The organism is Parafrankia elaeagni, assembly GCF_000374165.1.
Taxonomy (GTDB): Bacteria; Actinomycetota; Actinomycetes; order Frankiales; family Frankiaceae; genus Parafrankia; species Parafrankia elaeagni.
The window spans coordinates 1-16,588 of sequence record NZ_KB893683.1; the positions used below are offsets into that span (position 1 = coordinate 1).

The window sequence follows — 16,588 nt, forward strand, 5'->3', positions numbered from 1 at the left end:
CTGGACCGTACCCGCTTCGGTGGACGCCCGACGTAGCTGCCCGATCCGTCGGGAGAGCTGGACATGGGTGCGACACGCCGTAGATTTACCGAGGAGTACAAAGAACAAGCGGTAGCTTTCGTCATCGACGGCGGCCGTCCGGTCGTCGAGGTCGCCCGGAACATCGGCGTCCACGAGATGACGTTGGGAAAATGGGTGAAGAAAGCGAAGGAAGAGGCCGAGCCGTCGTCGCCGGACGCCCCCCTGGACGAGTCCGAACGCGCTGAACTCGTCCGCCTACGCGGCGAAGTCAAAGACGCGAACTCCACCATCAACGAGCTGCAGATGCAGGTCGAGTTCGCAAAAAAAGTAGCGACCTGGTTCGCGAAGGGAAAGCAGTGAAGTTCGCTGCCATCGCGGACTGGGCTGCCTCCGGTGAGTTCCCCGTCGCGTTCATGTGCGCCGAACTCGACGTGTCCCGCTCCGGCTACTACGCCTGGTCCCGGGCCGTGCCCAGCCAGCGTTCCCTCGACGACACCACCTACACCACCCTGATCAGGAAGATCCACGCCGACGGACGCGGCAATCCCGGCGTCCGCCGGATCCGCGCCGGCCTGGCCGCCGCCGGCCACCAGCTCTCCCACAAGCGGGTCTGGCGCCTCATGCAGGCCGCTGGCCTGCAAGGACGCCACCCCAAGGCCTGGAAACGCACCACCGTCGCCGGCGACCAGCCCGTCCCCGCACCCGACCTGATCTCCCGCGACTTCACCGCCACCGCACCCGACACCCGCTGGTGCGGCGACATCACCTACGTCAGGACCTGGGACGGCTGGGCCTACGTCGCCACCGTGATCGACCTCTACTCCCGCGCCGTCGTCGGCTGGGCCACCGCCGACCACATGAGAACCAGCCTCATCACCGACGCGCTCGACAACGCACTCACCCGACGCCAACCACCAGCAGGAGTGATCTTCCACAGCGACCGCGGAACCCAGTACACCTCGCAGGAATTCAACGCCTACTGCAAGAAGAACGAGATCCGCCGATCGCTCGGACGCACGGGAATCTGCTACGACAACGCCGTCTCGGAATCCTTCTTCGCAACCTACAAGAAGGAACTCGTCCACACCCGCCCCTGGCCGTCACTCGCCGACCTGAAGAAAGAGACCGCGGACTGGATCGAAAACTACTTCAACACAACGCGACGCCATTCGACGCTGGAATACTTGACGCCCAAGGAATACGAGATAGGCTACAGGAACATCAGTCAACTGGCAGCCTAAACGGGCGTCCAAAAAAGCGGAAACACTCCACCCCTGGATGCCCGCAACCAGCTAACCCAAGATCAAAGCGTTACCTGACCAGTTACCCCACGAGTTCCTGTGGAGAATGGACGACACTCTGTCGTTCGCGATTTCCTGCGGAGACAACGTCGGCCTGCTACTCGACTCCTGGCACTGGCATCACGCCGTCGCCGGGACGGCGGAAATACTGGCGGCCGGACGTCACATCCTGCTCGTCGACGTCGCGGACTCGGCACACCTTCACCCAGCAGACGTCCGCGACGACCAACGGCTTCTACCCGGCCACGGCGTGATTGATCTTCACGCCTTCTTCGGGGCGCTGAGGTCGGTCGACTACAGTGGCCCGGTCACTCCGGAGGTTTTCGGTTACCGGCATCCCGGCCCGCCCGTGGACGCGGCTCGAATCGCACTGAAGGCCACCCTGTCAGCAACACGACCCCCATCACACGACAAGATCGACGAAGACGGTGCACACAAGTCCCAGTCCGGGTCGCAGCCAGAGCCCTGAGGGCGGTGCTGCCACTTGGTACGACCCTCTCGGCCGCCTCGGCTGCCGCAGCCCAGGATGAGCACATTTCTTTCAGAGAAGTACCCGACCAGTTGCATTTCACCGACCCAGGGGAGGCGATAAACTACACCTTAGATCTGGTGACAGGCGCGTTTCTGGTCGACGACCGAATCGGACCGGTCACCTGCCCGGCGACCACGTTGCCGGGCAGGCGGGACGATGAACTGCCCGGCCCAGTACACGACCACGCTGGCCGATGTGGCGACCGGCAGGATCAGCAACACCGCGATCGTCTTCGCGAACCAAACCACCGGCCCGCCGGTGACCGCGACAGCCCCAGCCGAAGTGTTCTTCAGCGGCGGCGGCGGTCTGATTACCGTCCGCCAAATGCCTGCGACCACGGCTAGGAAGAGGAATCCGTGCGACCGCTCCGATACTCGATCAGCGTCACCCTCGACGGCTGCTGCGACCACCGGGTAGGGATGACCCCGGACGACGAGTCGCATCGCTACTGGGCCGCCAGCCTGGAACGAGCCGATTCCCTTCTCTTCGGCCGGGTGACCTACGAGATGATGGAGGCGGCATGGCGGCATGGCGGCAACCGGCGACGGGAACGAGGTCCCTCATGACCAAGATGACGGCGCCCGTCCGGACGGCCGCATGAGCGTCGTCGACCAGTGCCCATGCGGCTCCCGCCGGGAGTATGCGCAGTGCTGCGAGCCTTTCCATCTCGGGAACCCGGCACCGACCGCCGAGCTGCTCATGCGATCCCGCTACAGCGCCTTCGCCCGCGGCCTGGCGCCGTACCTGCTGCGCACCTGGCATCCCTCAACACGCCCCCGTCGCCTGGACCTGGACGCCGGGATGACCTGGCGCGCCCTGCAGATCGTCGACACCGTGAACGGCGGCCCCGGCGACGACACCGGTGTCGTGGAGTTCCGCGCGATCGCGCGCTCGGCGGACGGCGAGCGTCACGTGCAGCACGAACGCAGCACGTTCACGCGGATCGACGGCTGCTGGCTCTATGTGGATGCCGGGACGGGACCGCTGGTCCGCGACCGGTGATAAGGCCACCCAGGTCAGGCACATCCTCGGATCGGCCGCCCATGCGGCACGAGCAGTCGAGCTCGATGCCGGCGACGACCGCAACGTCGGCGCTCAGTACATCGAGACGGCACGAGCTCTGGCGAGCCCCATCGTGGTGAGCGTCCTGACCCGCTACCCGAACGCCCCGAGTGGTGGCGGCCGTACGGGAGAGCTGTTGCGGAGCCTGGACGTATCGATGCGTCGGTGAGTCCAGACCACCGCCTCGTCCACCAACGGTGGCCACGGACGCCCGTCGGCCCGACCTTCAACTCGACCGTCAGCACAGCCCTCCGCGGAACCTTCCGCGTCGTCTTCCGAGCCACAGACCACGCGGACGGTCACCACTGGCGCGGCGGCGTCAACAGTCGAAGACCGACCAGCAGATCTCGTTGCGCAGCCGCTGGTCGTCCAGGACGAGTTCGCGAATCGCGTCCGGGAGCTGTTCTCGCTGCCAACAGCACTCGAGCCGTCCGGCGCTCCGCTCCCCGCCTGCGGGGGCCGCCGCACGCGCCGCCTTGATCGCGTAGGCCGCGGCACCCAGCTCGTGTGCGGCGACGTGTGCCACGACCGCGGCCTGGCCGGCGGCAAACGCCGCGTGACGAGCCGCTCCGCTGCGCACTCTCGCCGCAGCCATGGCATGGCCGCCCGCCGCGCGGGACTGCGACATTCTGATCTCGCCGCGAGCCCAGGCCCGAATCTGCTCGATCGCTTGACGAGGCCGGGAGTCCGAGGGCTGCGCGGACTCGAAGAGGTGCAGAACGTGCTCCGCGCACACGGCCGCCCACAGCGCGAGAAGCCGATGGTCGGAGTCCGTGAGCGTCCCACCACGTCGGATGGTGATGAAGCGGGGGTCACGCTCCTTGGGCAGGATCACGGTTCGACCATAAGGCGATGTTGGACCAGTCCTCACCGCCAGGTCGGATCTCATGACGTTGCGCTCCGCAGCCGGCCAACCCGCACGGACCCCGGAAGGCAGGTCCGCCACAGCCACGCCCACCTCTGGGCCGTGGACGACGTCGAGGTGTGGATCAGAGAGCATCGCCCGCCCGCTTCCGATGGGCCAACGCCATCCAGATACAGACTGGAATCCTGGTCTATGCAGACGCTGCCGCTGTCCGACGTGAAAGCCCGGCTGTCCGAGATCGCCGACGAGGTCGACCGGACGCACGAGCGCGTGCACATCACCCGCAACGGCCGCGACTTCGTCGTGCTCATGGCCGCCGAGCTTGCCCGCGGCGAGGTCGTGACGGCAGAGGAGATCGCCGAGGACGATCACGATCCGTACACCACGTCCCTGGACTCCACTGCCGCGCCAGCAACTCCGGGACACGCACCGGTGGAGGTACCAGGGCCCCGGACGAGCCGCTGAGACCGCAGTAGGGCGCCGTTCGGATACCGGCTGGGGATGTTCCCGGGATGGGGGTTTGACCGGCCCGCCCCGGGGCAGTAATCGAAGTCGGGGTGCCGCCGGGCCCTCCCGGAGTCGGCAACTGTGTGGCTGACGGCGCCCCGCCTCGACCGCCGGCCTCGCTGCCCCACCCCGGGACCGGCGGCCCAGAGACGTTGCCCCCGGTGCCGCTGGCGTCACCTCGGCGCCGGGGGTGGCCCTCCGTCCGGGGCGGAAGCCGGCGATATCCGCACACCCGGGCGGGACCATCGGCCCGCCGGCCACCACCGGCGGGCCGTGGCCGTTCCGGGGGCCGTAGGCGAGACGCTCAGATCGACGGAGGCGACCGATCCTGAGCAGGCCGGGGCGAGGGGACGCTCACTTGCTGCCCTCGACCGGCACACACGGGACGGAGCGCCGGTCCATCGGTAGCACGGGTGCGCGATTCTCGCGCCCTCCCAGCAGGTCCGCACGGGAACCGATGAGAAATGGCGGCGGCGGCGGTCTGACTACCGTCCGCCAGGTACCTGCGACCGCAGCGAGGAAGAGCAACCTATGCGACCGCTCCGATATTCGATCAACGTCACCCTCGACGGCTGCTGCGACCACCGGGTAGGGATGACCCCGGACGACGAGTCGCATCGCTACTGGGCTGCCAGCCTGGAACGAGCCGATTCCCTTCTCTTCGGCCGGGTGACCTACGAGATGATGGAGGCGGCATGGCGGCAGCCGGCGACGGGAACATGGCCCGACTGGATGGCCGACTGGATGATCCCCTTCGCCCGGACGATCGACAAGGCAAAGAAGTACGTCGTGTCGGGCACCCTGGACCGGGTCGACTGGAACGCGGAGCTCGTGCAGGGTGACCTGGGGAAAGCCGTTGCGCAGCTCAAGCGGGAGCCTGGCAGAGGTCTGTTCGTGGGAGGCGTGACCCTCCCGCTGGCCCTGGCGGAGCTGGGACTGATCGACGAGTACGAGTTCGTCGTACAACCCATCGTGGCGGGCCACGGACCGACGTTGTTCGCCGGCCTGAGCGAACGGCTCGAGCTGAAGCTCGTGGAGCGCCAGGAGTTCCGGTCGGGAGCGGTCGCCCTGCGGTACCAGCCCGGTCGAGTCTCGGCCTGAAGGTCGGCTGCCCCTGGGCACGCGGGCCTGGCGACTCCGCCGCAAAGCCGAGGTCGTTGACCGAAGCGGCACCGGATGCCCCGGCGTGGACCCGACCGACGTACGCCAGTCTCTTCAGGCGGCCGAACGATCGGCGCGGTAGGCGTCGATGACCACGGCGAACTGGCCGTTCATTTCACGTTATCGCTGTGCTCAGCTGCGAAGATGCTGATCCGGCGCGAACGAAAGTGCGCCAGTTTACCGTGGTGCAGTCGATCTTCCCTCGGTGCTGTCTCTGAGCCGGATGGCAGGGGTCGACTATCAGGGCGGTCGCGTCGAGTTCGCCATCGTCGCCCCGTCGGCGCAAGGCCCGCCGCCGCGGGGCCGGCCGGGCCCTCCGCCCGTCGTCACCGATCCGCAGGTCAAGCACGCGGGCACCAGCACCGACACGGCTACAGAGCGCGAAACGCCGATATCGATTCCACGAGTCCGCTACGTTCGAGTTGCCGCAGGACGTCGTCGACGGACTCCGGCGGCTTCGTGCGGGAGCCCGCGATCTGTTGGATCGCTGCCACCACCGCCTGTCCTCTGATGCTCAGCTGGTCCAGCACGAAGGCATCGGGCGACTGCGCCTCCACGGGCCCACGGTTCCAGATCGGCAGCCGGAAAATCCTTCAGGTTCCGGGTGACGATAACCTGCGCGCCAGCCTTGACCGCGGCAGCCAGCACGTGCCGGTCATCAGGGTCGGGAAGCTTCAGTCCGTCGATCAGCGGCTCATAGCCGGACACCAGGACATCCCGAACGGATGCGTTCATGAGGCCGCGGAGGCGGTCACGCTTCTCAACCGAGATCTCCGGCCTGTTTCGCCTGATCGCGGTGAGCATCTCGTCGAGGATCTCATTGGTCCACTTCGCCTGGATCAGGCCTGACTGCGCGATCCGGATCAGCAGATCGCGCAACGTGTTCGGGTAGAGCACGTTGGCGTCATAGACCACCGTGAAGGCCATCGGTCAGTACAGCCCCAGTTCCTGGGTCAGCCGCAACAAACGCAATATCCGCAAGACCTGTGCCCGGACAGACACGCGCCGCACCTGCGGCCTGGACGGCCGACGCCAGCGCCGGCGAGGCTCTCACCAGACCCCACCTCCGCGAGGTCGCACCTATGCCGGTGACCCCGCCGGTTCGAGCGCTATGCCACGGTACCGCAGGCCATCAAAGCGGCACCGCCACTGGTCAGACACCTGACCGGTCGGCGCGGTAAGCATCGACGACCACGGTGAACTGGCCGTTCATTTGACGTTCTCCGCTGTGCTGAGCTGCGAAGAGACTGGTCGGGCGTGAGCGGAAGTGCGCCAGTTTACCGTGGCGCAGTCGATCTTCCCATCGCCACGTAATCGATCTTCTACCCGCAGGCTGTCCCGCGACAGGACGAAGACGAGAAAAGCGGCACCGCCCGGCCCTCGACCCGAGCTCGCGACCGTACGCCCGGCACCCCGTCGCGACCGACGATCACTACCCGTGATCGTCGCGACAGCCGCCGGGGACCGCCCTCGGGGCAGCGCGCATGTCGACGGGGCGAGCGATCCTGGACGCTCCGCTCCACCTCCGAGCGGAGCCAGTCCCCAGGTGGAGGGGGGAGAGCTGGGGCTAGTGATCTACCTCGCCGTCCTGGGATCAGTGAGCTCCTACTTAACTTCTGGGTTAAGCTGTTGCAGTGTCGCGCTGGGAAGTGCTCTTGGTCGACGATGTCGCCGCATGGTTCGTTGACCTGACCAAGAACGACCCCCGCTCGGCCGACCTCGTTGAAGACGCGATCGATCGGCTTGCGGCTACAGGCCCGACGCTCGGTCGGCCGCTGGTGGACCGGATCAAGGGTTCGCGCCACCACAACATGAAGGAGCTGCGGCCGGCTTCGACGGGCCGGAGCGAGATCCGGATCCTGTTCGCGTTCGACCCGGTCCGCCGGGCGGTGCTGGTGGTAGCCGGGGACAAATCCGGCGACTGGCAGCGTTGGTACGAGACAGCCATACCCCAGGCCGACGAACGCTATGACCTCCATCTGGCCGAACTCGACGGGAGGGAATACCGGTGACAGCACTGAGATGGGAAGACGTCAAGCGCCAAGCCGAGCAGGCACGGACCGCCGCGGGCCACCCGCTCCGCAGCGACGCCGACCGCGAGGCAGGGCAGCGCCGCCTCGACGACGAGATCCACGCCTACCGGCTGGCCGAGGTGCGGCGCAGCCGTACCCTGACCCAACGTGAAGTCGCCGCGACGATGGGCGTCTCCGGCCCCCGCGTCTCGGATGTGGAACGGGGCAAGCTCGACGTGGTCTCCGTGTCAGTTCTGCGCGCCTACGTCGAGGCCCTCGGCGGGAAACTGAAGGTCACCGCCGAGTTCGACGACTCGAGCTACACCGTCGCCTGACTGCCACCCGCCCGACGGGGCCCTGCCGCCAGCCGGCCACGGCAGGGCCCGTTTGTTGGCAGCACCAATCATGATCATAATCCACAAGAAGCCCGCTGGACGGCGCAAAACCGCTTGATCCCGCTTAACACCGTGAACGCCAGGAATCACTGGCACTACTGGGTCTCTCGTCTGTCGGCACGATAGGCATCGAGGACCATGGTGAACTGGCCGTTCAATCGACGTTCTTCGCTGTGCTGACCTGCGAAGACGCACGTCTGGCGTGAACGAAACCACGCCAGTTTACCGTGGCGTAAAAAATCTCCCTAAGACGTGGCACGGCCGCGTCGGGATCTGGGAATCCCGGGTAGTCCAGCCGGTTATCCGCGCGGCCGGGTCCGCCCGGATTGTGTTCATCGGTGTCGACGCCGACGTGTCCGACCTTTACCTGGAACAGGTGCACGCCGGGCAGATGCCGGCGCCGTACCTGGCGATCGTCTCCAACAACACCCAGTCCGTGCCTTTCGGCGCTCTCGGCGCGGACGTCAACCTTCTCCCCGGGCTCGACCGGCCCCGCAACCGCGCCACCGGCATTCAGGCCCTGCACACCCTGTTGATCGACTATCTGGAACCGCTCGACGGCGTCGGCGAGGTCGCGCTGTGCGGGAACGGGTTCACCGCACCCCGCAGCCCTCACGGCCCGTTCCTCTACGCCGACCATCGGACGCTCGCCGAGCATGCGAACGCGCTGCAACACCTCTTCCGCGTCCACGGACCCCGCCCCGGCAACCAGCTCATCCTCCCCGCGCAGGGACCCGTCACCACCGGCACCGCCGACTGGGTCACCCTCGACACCGCCGCCGAACAGACCGGGCGAGACGCACTCGACGCCTTCGTCACCGACCCGTGGCCGGTCGATCCGACCCCTGTCGCACCGATGCTCGGCCCCGACTCGTGGGCGGTAGCCGAACGGCTCGTCGACAGCGAACTACCGCGGCTGGCCCGGCAGCTGATCGCGACTCGCACCGGCGCTCTCGCCTGCGCCCTGCACGACTATCTGGCTGGCCCGCTCGACGGGCAGCGGCTCGTGCTGCGGCTGCTGGCCCCGCCCGGCGAGCCGGGACAGACCCTGTCGTTCGCGTGGGACATCACCGGCCCCGTGTTCGTGCCGGTTGCCACGACCAGCCGCGACGAAGCCATGGCCCGCTACCCGTTCGGCATCGAGGTCTTCTACCAGGATCTCGTCGCGCTCCTCACCGGACACGTGCAGATCTGGGACATCGTCGGCGGCTCCTACCAGGGCTGGCACGTCGGCGAGCGCCTCGACTCCCCGGTGTACGCCCTGTTCGCCGTGTACGGGGAGCACCAGCGCCCGGACCTGGCCGCACGCTGCTATGCCGAAAGCCTCGCCCGCCTCGACCCGGCGCCCGCGAGCATCCGATGAGCGCCGTCGCGGTCGGACCACTCGCCGGTGCGGCCCGGACCCGGCCGGACGGGTGGCTGGCCGACCCGCTCACCACAGACCAGGCCCTTGCGGCGGCGGAGGCCGCCGCGATCCTCCAGCACCGCTACCCCCGGGCAGACGGGCCGGTGCGGTGCCTGACCGCGCGGTACCGGTCCGCGGTGTTCACCGTGGGCAGCCCACCGCTGGCGGTCCTGAAACGGCACGCCGACACGGCTGCATACCTCGGCGAACGGCTCGCCTACGACCTTCTCACGGCCGACCAGGTACTCCCCGCCCTGCGCGCAAGCTGCGACACGTCCCGCACCCTGCTCGTGGACTACCTGCCCCACACCGCGGATCTGACCGACCGGGACACCTTCGACGACCTGATCACCCTGGTGGCACGGGTGCACACCGCCTCCGCGCGATGGCCGTCCCCACTGCGGGAACCCATGGCGACCTGGCGGATCGACGGGACCGCAGTCGCGAACCCCGCGTGGGTGGACGACACGGGGGCATGGCGGGAGATGCTGCGCCTCGTCGAGGCCGCGCACGGCCCGGCGCATGTGCCCCTGGGCAACCTGGACCTGAACGGCGATCACGTCCGTCCGCGGGGAGACGGCGGACTCGCACTCGTCGACGTCGAGACCCTGCGTCCGGACGTGACCGGGCTGCCGGACGTGGTGACTCTCGCCTACCTGGCCGGCGAGATCGGCCATCCACGGTCAGGGCCATGGGTACGGGCCCGCTACGTCCACCACCTGCGCCAGCTCGGGGCACGTTGGACGGATCGGGATCTGCTCGCCGCGCTGAGGTGGTTCGCCGCGGCCACCGGCCTGGAATCGCTGCACGGCCTCGACCGGTGACCCACCGCAGACCACAGCGGCTGGATAGCCTCTCCAGATCATCGCCCCCGCGGAGAGGCACTCCCGTGTTCGGACCGCCCACCACCGTCATGACCTTCGCCGATGATCCCGAGAAGTCCGCACGCTGGTGGGCCGGCGTCCTCGACGCCCCGGTGCACCTCGACGTCGACGGCGACTCCGTCTACGCCTGGCTGGACGTGTCCGGCGTCGAACTCGGATTCCACCAGGCCGACGACGACCGCAACCCACGCGGCGGATCCCCCGTCATCTACTGGTCTGTCACCGACCTCGACGCCGTCCGCGGACGGCTCCTCGACGCCGGCTGCCGGCACCACCGCGGACCGCTCACCGTCACCGAAGGACGACGAATCTGCCAGCTCGTCGACCCCTTCGGAACCATCATCGGTCTCGAAGGACCGTGATACCGATCAGCCAGGTCGAACCCACGCCCGTTACCCAGAGCGACCACCACTGCAGTACACAAATCACGCGGCCACGTGATCCGGAAGGGACCGGCGCAGTGTGATTTTCGGGGATTCGGGCTCTGGGGACGGGAGGCCGCTTACGTAAGCACCCCTCCCTGCCCGGTTGACGATTACGTTGCGCCACCACGATGGCTGACAGCGCGCGGCCAGCTCGCTAGAAACGATCTCCCAGGCTCATCCTGCGGTGCGCCTCGCGAGCACGCTCGTCCGCCAGGGCAGAGCCGTAGCGGCGCATCACCATGTGGGAGCGCCACCCGCCGAGCCGCATGAGGTCGTCCTCGTTGCCACCCTCGGCCTTCCAGGTGTGCGCGAACAGGTGGCGCAGCTGGTGCGGGTGCAGCTCGAAGCCGAGAGCGGCGGCGCGGTCCCGGACCATGACCCCGATCTCATCTGGTCCGACAGGCCGGACGCACGCTGCTCGGTGAGCCACAGATCATCGAGACGCGCGCCCTTGTGGCGAGACCGGGCCCGCAGATACCGGTCGAGAGCCTGGGCGGCCTTGGCGCCGAACGGGCAGACCCGCGGCCGGTTGCCCTTGCCGGTGATGTACGCGACCTGCGAATCCAGGTCGATCTCGGCGACCTTGAGTGCCGCGCACTCGCCACGGCGCATCCCGGTGTCCGCCAGGAGCCGGATGAGAGCATGGTCGCGCCGCGAGCGGAAATCCCGTCCAGCCCTGGCCTTGAGCAGAGCGGTGACCGTATCCGCCGCGGGCACCTGCACCGGCTTCTCGGGGACGCTGGGCCGTTCCAGCCCCGCCATCGGGTTCCCCGGCAGCTCCTCCTCCGCGACGCACCAGGCGAAGAACCGGGAGCACGCGGCGAAGCGGACGGCGACGGTCGCCGGGGCGTAGCCCGCGCCGTTCAGCTTGACAAGCCAGTCGACGGTCGCACTCCGCAGCCCGCGCACGTCGAGATCCTCGGTCTGGCGCTCGGCCAGGAACTGGTCGAGCGCGGTGACGGCGATCCGGTACTGCTTGATCGTCGTCTCGGGTTTGGCAGCGGCCCGCAGGCTTCGCAACCAAGATCGAATGAGCGGCGCCAGGGTCCGTCGGCGGTAGCCACGGACACCGGTTTACCGTTGCAGGAGCGCGATACAACAAGATATTTGATCTTCTTTGCAGCAAAACCGCAGGTCAGAGGCCCGAACGATCTTCTCTGTAGGCGTCGATGACCACCGTGAACTGGCCGTTCACGGTGACGTCGGCGAGGCTGCCGGCGATGGCGCCGACGCCGGGCAGGGCGACGAGGGCTCGGACGCAGATGACGAAGCGGGCGCCCGGTTCGAGGGTGGCGGCGCCGTCACCGGGGCTGCCGGCGCCGCAGTCGGCGTCCTCCGGGGCGAACCTGATCTCGGGCGCCGAGTGGATGCCCTGGTCGGCGAAGGCGAGCTGGGCGGCGAGCCGGGCGCGTTCGAGGCCGGCGGATTCGCTCGGGGCGGTGGCATAGGCGCGGCCGGCTTCGCGTGCGGCCTGGGTCGCGCCGAAGGCGGCCCGTTGCACAGCGAAAACTGCAAGGAAGAGGTAGACGAACGGGACCAGGAGAACCAGCGACAGGCCCACGAACTCGATCATCGCGGAGCCGCGATCCGCGTCTCCTGCCCTCGCGCCCCGACCGGACAGGGCGCGTCTCGTAAGCCTGCCCGCGCGCGGGATCTGGCGGAGGAGGCGGGCCGGTCGGGCGAGACGTCCCAGCCGTGGGGTCACGGGGTCTCCTTCACGGCGTGGCCGGTCACCGTCAGGGTCACGCCGTCACCGAGCGGGACGAGGCTGAGCGGGACGACCACGGTGCAGGTCACCCGGACCAGCGGGATGTCTCCGGGCCCTTCCTCCTCCTGCCCGGTGCAGACGGTGTCGGAGCGTCCGGGCAGCGACTCGGCGATGAGCTGCTGGGCGTAGGTGCCGCCCTCCACAGCGGGCACGTCCACGTTCGCGGCATGCCGGGCACCCTCGGCGGCGTCCGCGGCCAGGGTGTTGCGCACGTGCAGGACCAGGCCCACCTGGATGACGCCCAGGATGACGATCAGCAGCAGGGTCCCGACGAGGACGAACTCGACGATCGCCGAACCGTTGTCCGCGCCGTCCTGCGCGCAGGGAGATCCGGCGTCCGCCTGAGCGTCGCCGTCGCCGTCGCCGTCGCCCGTGTCCGGTGGAGGCATGCGAGGAGGCATGCGAGGAGTTCTGCGGCGTCCGCGCACGGCCCGGTCAGTCGCCGCCGATGCCGGTCACCTGCTCGATGGCCGAGGTGAACAGTGACTGCAGCGCAGGCGTGGCGAGGGTGGCGATCGCGACCACCAGGGCGGCGGTCATCACCGTCACCATCACCCAGCCGGGCACGTCGCCGCGGTCCGAGCCGGCCGCGACCCGGCGTGCCTGCCAGGCGGACCATCGTGCCGCCGCCTGTGAGACGGCCTGGCCTGGCCTTCCGCTGAACCTTCTCATGTCCCCTCCCGATGTTGATCCGGTGCCGCGGCGCCTCACCGCGTGCGCACCGTCTTCCGCGCGGGCCGCCGCCCGAGCGAGCCTGGCTGCCCCGTGGACCTCGCCGGGGCCCCGGTGGACGTCACCGAGGCTCTGTGCGGATGTCATTGGGCGATCACCGTGAAGCTGACGAGCGCCGGGTAGAAGGCGAAGATCACCGTCGTCGGGAGAATGAGGAAGACGACCGGGATCATCATCGCGATCTCCTTGCGCCCGCCGGCTTCCAGCAGCTGGCGCTTCCCCGCCTCACGGACGTCCACCGCCTGGGCACGTAGGACGTCCGCCAGCGGGGTGCCGCGTTCGATGGCGACGGCCATGCCGTCGACGAAGCGGGTGAGCGGCGGCAGCGGGGTGCGGGTGGCGATGCCTTCGAGTGCCTGGACGAGGGTGGCGCCGGCGTGGGCGTCGGCGAGCGCGAGGCGCAGTTCGGTGCCGAGCTCGCCGCGGGTGAGACGGCTGACCCGTTCCAACGCGCCGATCGCCGACTCACCGGCGGTGACGGCGAGGGCGAGCAGTTCGGCGACGGTGGGGAACTCCATGAGCATCCGGTCCTCGCGCTCGCGGATCGCGCGGCTGAGCCACCAGTCCCTGGCCAGGGTGCCGCCGGCGGTGCCGGCGACGACGAGCGCGACGCCGACGAGCGCCGGCGGGCCGATGCCGAGCAGGGTGCGCGCGGCCAGGACGAGGGCGCCGAGCAGCGCGCCGGTCACCGCGCAGATCACCTGCTGGGCCCGGAACTCCTCGATCGAGGTGCGGCTGCCGGCCTGGACGAGCCGGCGGGTGAGTGCCGCCCGGCCGCCGAGGAAGCGGTCGAGGCGCGCCGCGGCGTCGTGGAGGAACGGGCGGGCGAGCGCCTCGACCGTTCCGAGGCCCAGGCGGGACGCCGCCGCCGTCCCTCGGGCGTGGGCACGGGCGCGGTGGGAATGCTCCGCGTTCTCGCCGGATGCGGCCCCTGCCCCTGCCGCGGACCCGGCGCCCGGTCCGGCCCCGCTCGGGGCGTCGCCGTCCCGGCGGCGCGGAGTCTCCATGAGCAGCCGTGACGGGGACGGTGTGTCGCGCAGGTAGGGGTCGATCCGGTCGGCGAGCCGCACCCGGCGCGCGGGGGGCGACCGGTAGATCACGATGACCAGGCCGGTCCCCAGGATGAGGCCGAGCAGCGCGCCGGTCGCCGCCGCGCTCACGGCCGGCCTCGTTCGGTGTGCGGGGTGTGTGTCATCGGCGCAGCACCCGTTCCTCCTCGGGCAGCCGCCCGATCCGTTTCATCAGCAGGTAGGCCAGGACGGACACGCCGGCCCCGCCGGCGAGGACGGCGACCCCGGTCGGGCTGTCATAGGCCCGGATGTTCTCGCCGCGGCTGGCGAGCAGCAGCAGGACGATCCACGGCGCGGCCATGGCGAGCCGGGCGGCGTTCACCGTCCAGGTCTGGCGGGTCTCCAGCTCGGCGCGGGTGCGCGCCTCCTCCCGCAGGAAGGTCGACAGGGTGCGCAGCAGCCGGCCGAGGTCGGTGCCGCCGACCTCGCGGGCCATCCGCAGCGATTCGATGATCCGGTCCGCGACGGGGTCGGCCAGCTCGTCGGCGAGGCGGTCGAGGCAGGTGGTGAACGATCCGGTGGCGCGGTAGTCCTCGCCGAAACGGGTGAACGCGGGGCGCAGCGGCACCGGGCCGCGCACACCGACCGCGGCGAGCGCCTCCGGCAGCGACAGGCCGGCGCGCACGGCGCTGGCGAGGTTGTCGACGACGTCCGGCCAGACCTCGCGCAGGTCGTGCATGCGGGAGCGGCGGCGGCGCAGCACGAGCTGGCGGGGCAGGAACGAGGCGAACACCGCGAAGGCCCCGGCGAGGGAGAACGTGCCGGAGAAGGCCAGGATGACCAGGCCGACCACCAGCCCCAGCGCGACGCTGATCAGCACGAACTGCTGTGGGCTGACACCGCGGATGCCCGCCTGGGCCAGCGTCTCGCGCAGGTCCCGGGCCCAGCCGGCCTCGGTGCGAGCCGCCGCGCCGCGTGCGCGTGGACGTCCGCTCATCACGATCAGGAACAGGCCGAGGCCGAGGACGAGACCGAGCAGGATGCCCATCAGCGCTCAACAGCGATCTGCGGGTGGCCCCGCTCGTGGGCGGGTGCGCTGAGCAGGGCGGGCAGGTCGTAGCCGGCGCGCAGGAACCGATCGGGGTGAGGCGGGTAGCCGTCGGCGCGCAGCAGCATGGCGCCGCGGCTGGAGAAGATCTGGGCGACCTCGACGATGTCGCCCTCGGCCCGCCCCGAGAGCCCGACGATCTCGGTGACCCGCCGCCGGCCGTCGGCCTCCTTGGCGAGGTGGACGACGATGTCCACACTGGCGGCGACCGTCGGCACGACGAAGGAGTGCGTGACGTTCTCCCCGGCGAGCAGCGGGAGGGTGCACAGCTTGGTGACCGCCTCGCGGGCCGAGTTGGCGTGCAGGCTGCACATGCCGGGCAGCCCGGAGTTGAGGGCGATCAGCAGGTCGAGAGCCTCCTCCTGACGCACCTCGCCGACGAGGATCCGGTCCGGGCGCATCCGCAGCGCCTCCTTGATGAGGCGACGCAGGCGGATCTCCCCGGAGCCCTCCAGGTTCGCCTGACGGGTCTGCATGGCCACCCAGTCGGGTGCACGCAGGCGCAGTTCGAAGACCTCCTCGACGCTGATCACCCGCTCGCGGGCGGGAATCGCCGAGCCCAGGCAGTTGAGCATCGTCGTCTTCCCGGCCTGGGTACCGCCGGCGACGATGACGTTGAGGCCGGAGATGACCGCGGCCTCCAGGAAAAGTGCCGCGTGCGGGGTGATCGTTCCGAGCGAGACGAGCTCGTCCATGCTGCCGGCGGACAGGACGAACTTGCGGATGTTCACCGACCAGTGCACACGGGTGACGTCGGGGATGACGACGTGCAGTCGGGAGCCGTCAGGCAGCATCGCGTCAACAAACGGGGTGGAGAGGTCGACCCGGCGCCCGGACGACTTCAGCATGCGTTCGACCAGGTCCTGCACCTGGTCGTGGGTGAGAATCGTGGTTGTCAGCTCGCTGCGGCCGTGCCGGGCGACAAACACCCGGCCGGGTTCGTTGATCCAGATCTCCTCTACCGAGGGATCGTCGAGATGCCGCTGCAGCGGGCCGAAACCAGCCACCGCGTCATAGACCGTGCGGGCGGTCACATCCCGGTCCACCACCGGCGGGAGATCACTGGTGAGAGCACGTTCCTCGTAGTCGGCGACGACGTCGTCCACGAGCTGACGAATGTGCACGGGTTCCCGTACCGGGTCCAGGGATCGACGACGGATCAGCTCACGAACCTCTCCTTCCACCAGAGAGGTCGCGTCCATCCAGTTCCCGCGTGCCACCGCCACCGAAAATCGCCGCTCCTCGCTCATGTCTGCGCGGCCCGCTCCACACGCTTCGGGCAACCGCTACGAAGCGTAGAAAGCGGATCACTCGCCATCAACCCTTTCGAGGGGGTACGCAAGCAACAACGTTCGCACAACCTCGGCGACCCCTCGGCGCCGGGTCGGACCACGGGCAGC

20 protein-coding genes and 2 pseudogenes are annotated in these 16,588 nt (G+C 69.2%); 13 read left to right on the forward strand and 9 right to left on the reverse strand.

Annotation, left to right across the window (positions count from 1 at the left end; all coding sequences use genetic code 11):
- Nucleotides 1–63: 63 nt before the first annotated feature.
- The 6 genes and pseudogenes from B207_RS41070 (at nt 64) to B207_RS0104435 (ending at nt 2,856) form a co-directional block, all read left to right on the forward strand.
- Nucleotides 64–381 carry a transposase gene (locus tag B207_RS41070; protein WP_018635312.1) on the forward strand — a complete coding sequence of 106 codons (318 nt, stop codon included), beginning with the start codon at nt 64–66 and terminating at the stop codon, nt 379–381.
- Nucleotides 378–1,262: an IS3 family transposase gene (locus B207_RS32495; RefSeq protein WP_018635313.1), complete on the forward strand. Its 885-nt coding sequence runs from the start codon at nt 378–380 to the stop codon at nt 1,260–1,262. The genes B207_RS41070 and B207_RS32495 overlap by 4 nt, the downstream gene beginning before the upstream one ends.
- Nucleotides 1,263–1,368: 106 nt before the next feature.
- Nucleotides 1,369–1,791 carry a TIM barrel protein gene (locus B207_RS32500; protein ID WP_018635314.1) on the forward strand — a complete coding sequence of 141 codons (423 nt, stop codon included), beginning with the start codon at nt 1,369–1,371 and terminating at the stop codon, nt 1,789–1,791.
- A 192-nt stretch (nt 1,792–1,983) separates the two neighbouring features.
- Nucleotides 1,984–2,271, forward strand: a pseudogene (locus B207_RS43130) (DUF7507 domain-containing protein); the annotation flags it as partial.
- Nucleotides 2,211–2,381, forward strand: a pseudogene (locus B207_RS0104430) (dihydrofolate reductase family protein); the annotation flags it as partial. The pseudogenes B207_RS43130 and B207_RS0104430, both read left to right, overlap by 61 nt.
- A 70-nt stretch (nt 2,382–2,451) precedes the next feature.
- Nucleotides 2,452–2,856 (forward strand): YchJ family protein, encoded by a 405-nt coding sequence (locus B207_RS0104435; RefSeq protein ID WP_018635317.1) that lies wholly within the window; start codon nt 2,452–2,454, stop codon nt 2,854–2,856.
- A 379-nt stretch (nt 2,857–3,235) separates the two neighbouring features.
- On the opposite strand, the gene B207_RS0104445 is transcribed toward B207_RS0104435, so the two are convergent.
- On the reverse strand, nt 3,236–3,751 hold the full coding sequence (locus tag B207_RS0104445) for a putative immunity protein (protein ID WP_018635319.1): 516 nt from the start codon (nt 3,749–3,751) through the stop codon (nt 3,236–3,238).
- Between the two features lie 222 nt (nt 3,752–3,973).
- Here B207_RS0104445 and B207_RS37875 point away from each other — a divergent pair, with 222 nt between their 5' ends.
- Together B207_RS37875 and B207_RS0104455 are read left to right on the forward strand one after the other, a co-directional pair.
- Nucleotides 3,974–4,246, forward strand: coding sequence for a type II toxin-antitoxin system Phd/YefM family antitoxin (locus tag B207_RS37875; RefSeq protein WP_018635320.1), 273 nt, complete (start codon nt 3,974–3,976; stop codon nt 4,244–4,246).
- Nucleotides 4,247–4,819: 573 nt separating this feature from the next.
- Nucleotides 4,820–5,389, forward strand: coding sequence for a dihydrofolate reductase family protein (locus tag B207_RS0104455; protein ID WP_018635321.1), 570 nt, complete (start codon nt 4,820–4,822; stop codon nt 5,387–5,389).
- A 471-nt stretch (nt 5,390–5,860) separates the two neighbouring features.
- On the opposite strand, the gene B207_RS32515 is transcribed toward B207_RS0104455, so the two are convergent.
- Complete coding sequence (locus B207_RS32515; RefSeq protein WP_230204834.1) at nt 5,861–6,376, reverse strand: PIN domain-containing protein; 516 nt, start codon at nt 6,374–6,376, stop codon at nt 5,861–5,863.
- Between the two features lie 707 nt (nt 6,377–7,083).
- On the opposite strand from B207_RS32515, the gene B207_RS0104465 reads away from it, so the two are divergent.
- The 5 genes from B207_RS0104465 to B207_RS0104485 all read left to right on the forward strand — a co-directional run bounded on the left by B207_RS0104465 (nt 7,084) and on the right by B207_RS0104485 (nt 10,507).
- Nucleotides 7,084–7,461, forward strand: coding sequence for a type II toxin-antitoxin system RelE/ParE family toxin (locus B207_RS0104465; protein ID WP_026310666.1), 378 nt, complete (start codon nt 7,084–7,086; stop codon nt 7,459–7,461).
- Nucleotides 7,458–7,796, forward strand: a complete 339-nt coding sequence (locus B207_RS0104470; RefSeq protein ID WP_018635323.1) for an XRE family transcriptional regulator — start codon at nt 7,458–7,460, stop codon at nt 7,794–7,796. Before B207_RS0104465 ends, B207_RS0104470 begins: the two co-directional genes overlap by 4 nt.
- Before the next feature lie 388 nt (nt 7,797–8,184).
- Nucleotides 8,185–9,219 carry a hypothetical protein gene (locus B207_RS32520; protein WP_018635324.1) on the forward strand — a complete coding sequence of 345 codons (1,035 nt, stop codon included), beginning with the start codon at nt 8,185–8,187 and terminating at the stop codon, nt 9,217–9,219.
- On the forward strand, nt 9,216–10,085 hold the full coding sequence (locus B207_RS0104480; protein WP_018635325.1) for a hypothetical protein: 870 nt from the start codon (nt 9,216–9,218) through the stop codon (nt 10,083–10,085). Before B207_RS32520 ends, B207_RS0104480 begins: the two co-directional genes overlap by 4 nt.
- 65 nt (nt 10,086–10,150) lie before the next feature.
- The gene (locus B207_RS0104485; RefSeq protein ID WP_018635326.1) at nt 10,151–10,507 is read left to right on the forward strand and encodes a VOC family protein; all 357 of its coding nucleotides are present in this window, start codon (nt 10,151–10,153) and stop codon (nt 10,505–10,507) included.
- A gap of 297 nt (nt 10,508–10,804) precedes the next feature.
- On the opposite strand, the gene B207_RS32525 is transcribed toward B207_RS0104485, so the two are convergent.
- The 7 genes from B207_RS32525 to B207_RS0104520 all read right to left on the reverse strand — a co-directional run bounded on the left by B207_RS32525 (nt 10,805) and on the right by B207_RS0104520 (nt 16,414).
- Nucleotides 10,805–11,590 (reverse strand): tyrosine-type recombinase/integrase, encoded by a 786-nt coding sequence (locus tag B207_RS32525; protein WP_051102384.1) that lies wholly within the window; start codon nt 11,588–11,590, stop codon nt 10,805–10,807.
- A gap of 115 nt (nt 11,591–11,705) precedes the next feature.
- Complete coding sequence (locus B207_RS0104495; RefSeq protein ID WP_018635327.1) at nt 11,706–12,143, reverse strand: hypothetical protein; 438 nt, start codon at nt 12,141–12,143, stop codon at nt 11,706–11,708.
- A 128-nt stretch (nt 12,144–12,271) separates the two neighbouring features.
- A complete protein-coding gene (locus B207_RS32530; protein ID WP_018635328.1) occupies nt 12,272–12,727 on the reverse strand; it encodes a TadE/TadG family type IV pilus assembly protein in 456 nt (151 codons plus the stop codon).
- A 46-nt stretch (nt 12,728–12,773) separates the two neighbouring features.
- Nucleotides 12,774–13,010: a hypothetical protein gene (locus tag B207_RS0104505; RefSeq protein ID WP_018635329.1), complete on the reverse strand. Its 237-nt coding sequence runs from the start codon at nt 13,008–13,010 to the stop codon at nt 12,774–12,776.
- A gap of 143 nt (nt 13,011–13,153) precedes the next feature.
- Nucleotides 13,154–14,230, reverse strand: coding sequence for a type II secretion system F family protein (locus B207_RS0104510; protein ID WP_018635330.1), 1,077 nt, complete (start codon nt 14,228–14,230; stop codon nt 13,154–13,156).
- Between the two features lie 31 nt (nt 14,231–14,261).
- Nucleotides 14,262–15,128, reverse strand: a complete 867-nt coding sequence (locus tag B207_RS0104515; protein WP_018635331.1) for a type II secretion system F family protein — start codon at nt 15,126–15,128, stop codon at nt 14,262–14,264.
- Nucleotides 15,128–16,414, reverse strand: coding sequence for a CpaF family protein (locus B207_RS0104520; protein WP_018635332.1), 1,287 nt, complete (start codon nt 16,412–16,414; stop codon nt 15,128–15,130). Before B207_RS0104520 ends, B207_RS0104515 begins: the two co-directional genes overlap by 1 nt.
- Between the last annotated feature and the right edge of the window lie 174 nt (nt 16,415–16,588).

Excerpts from the sequence above, each read along its gene's own strand:
- B207_RS41070 (WP_018635312.1), top strand. The coding sequence starts at position 64 with ATGGGTGCGACACGCCGTAGATTTACCGAGGAGTACAAAGAACAAGCG.
- B207_RS32500 (WP_018635314.1), top strand. The coding sequence starts at position 1,369 with ATGGACGACACTCTGTCGTTCGCGATTTCCTGCGGAGACAACGTCGGC.
- B207_RS0104435 (WP_018635317.1), top strand. The coding sequence starts at position 2,452 with ATGAGCGTCGTCGACCAGTGCCCATGCGGCTCCCGCCGGGAGTATGCG.
- B207_RS37875 (WP_018635320.1), top strand. The coding sequence starts at position 3,974 with ATGCAGACGCTGCCGCTGTCCGACGTGAAAGCCCGGCTGTCCGAGATC.
- B207_RS0104455 (WP_018635321.1), top strand. The coding sequence starts at position 4,820 with ATGCGACCGCTCCGATATTCGATCAACGTCACCCTCGACGGCTGCTGC.
- B207_RS32515 (WP_230204834.1), bottom strand. The coding sequence starts at position 6,376 with ATGGCCTTCACGGTGGTCTATGACGCCAACGTGCTCTACCCGAACACG.
- B207_RS0104480 (WP_018635325.1), top strand. The coding sequence starts at position 9,216 with ATGAGCGCCGTCGCGGTCGGACCACTCGCCGGTGCGGCCCGGACCCGG.
- B207_RS0104495 (WP_018635327.1), bottom strand. The coding sequence starts at position 12,143 with ATGATCGAGTTCGTGGGCCTGTCGCTGGTTCTCCTGGTCCCGTTCGTC.
- B207_RS32530 (WP_018635328.1), bottom strand. The coding sequence starts at position 12,727 with ATGCCTCCACCGGACACGGGCGACGGCGACGGCGACGGCGACGCTCAG.
- B207_RS0104505 (WP_018635329.1), bottom strand. The coding sequence starts at position 13,010 with ATGAGAAGGTTCAGCGGAAGGCCAGGCCAGGCCGTCTCACAGGCGGCG.
- B207_RS0104515 (WP_018635331.1), bottom strand. The coding sequence starts at position 15,128 with ATGGGCATCCTGCTCGGTCTCGTCCTCGGCCTCGGCCTGTTCCTGATC.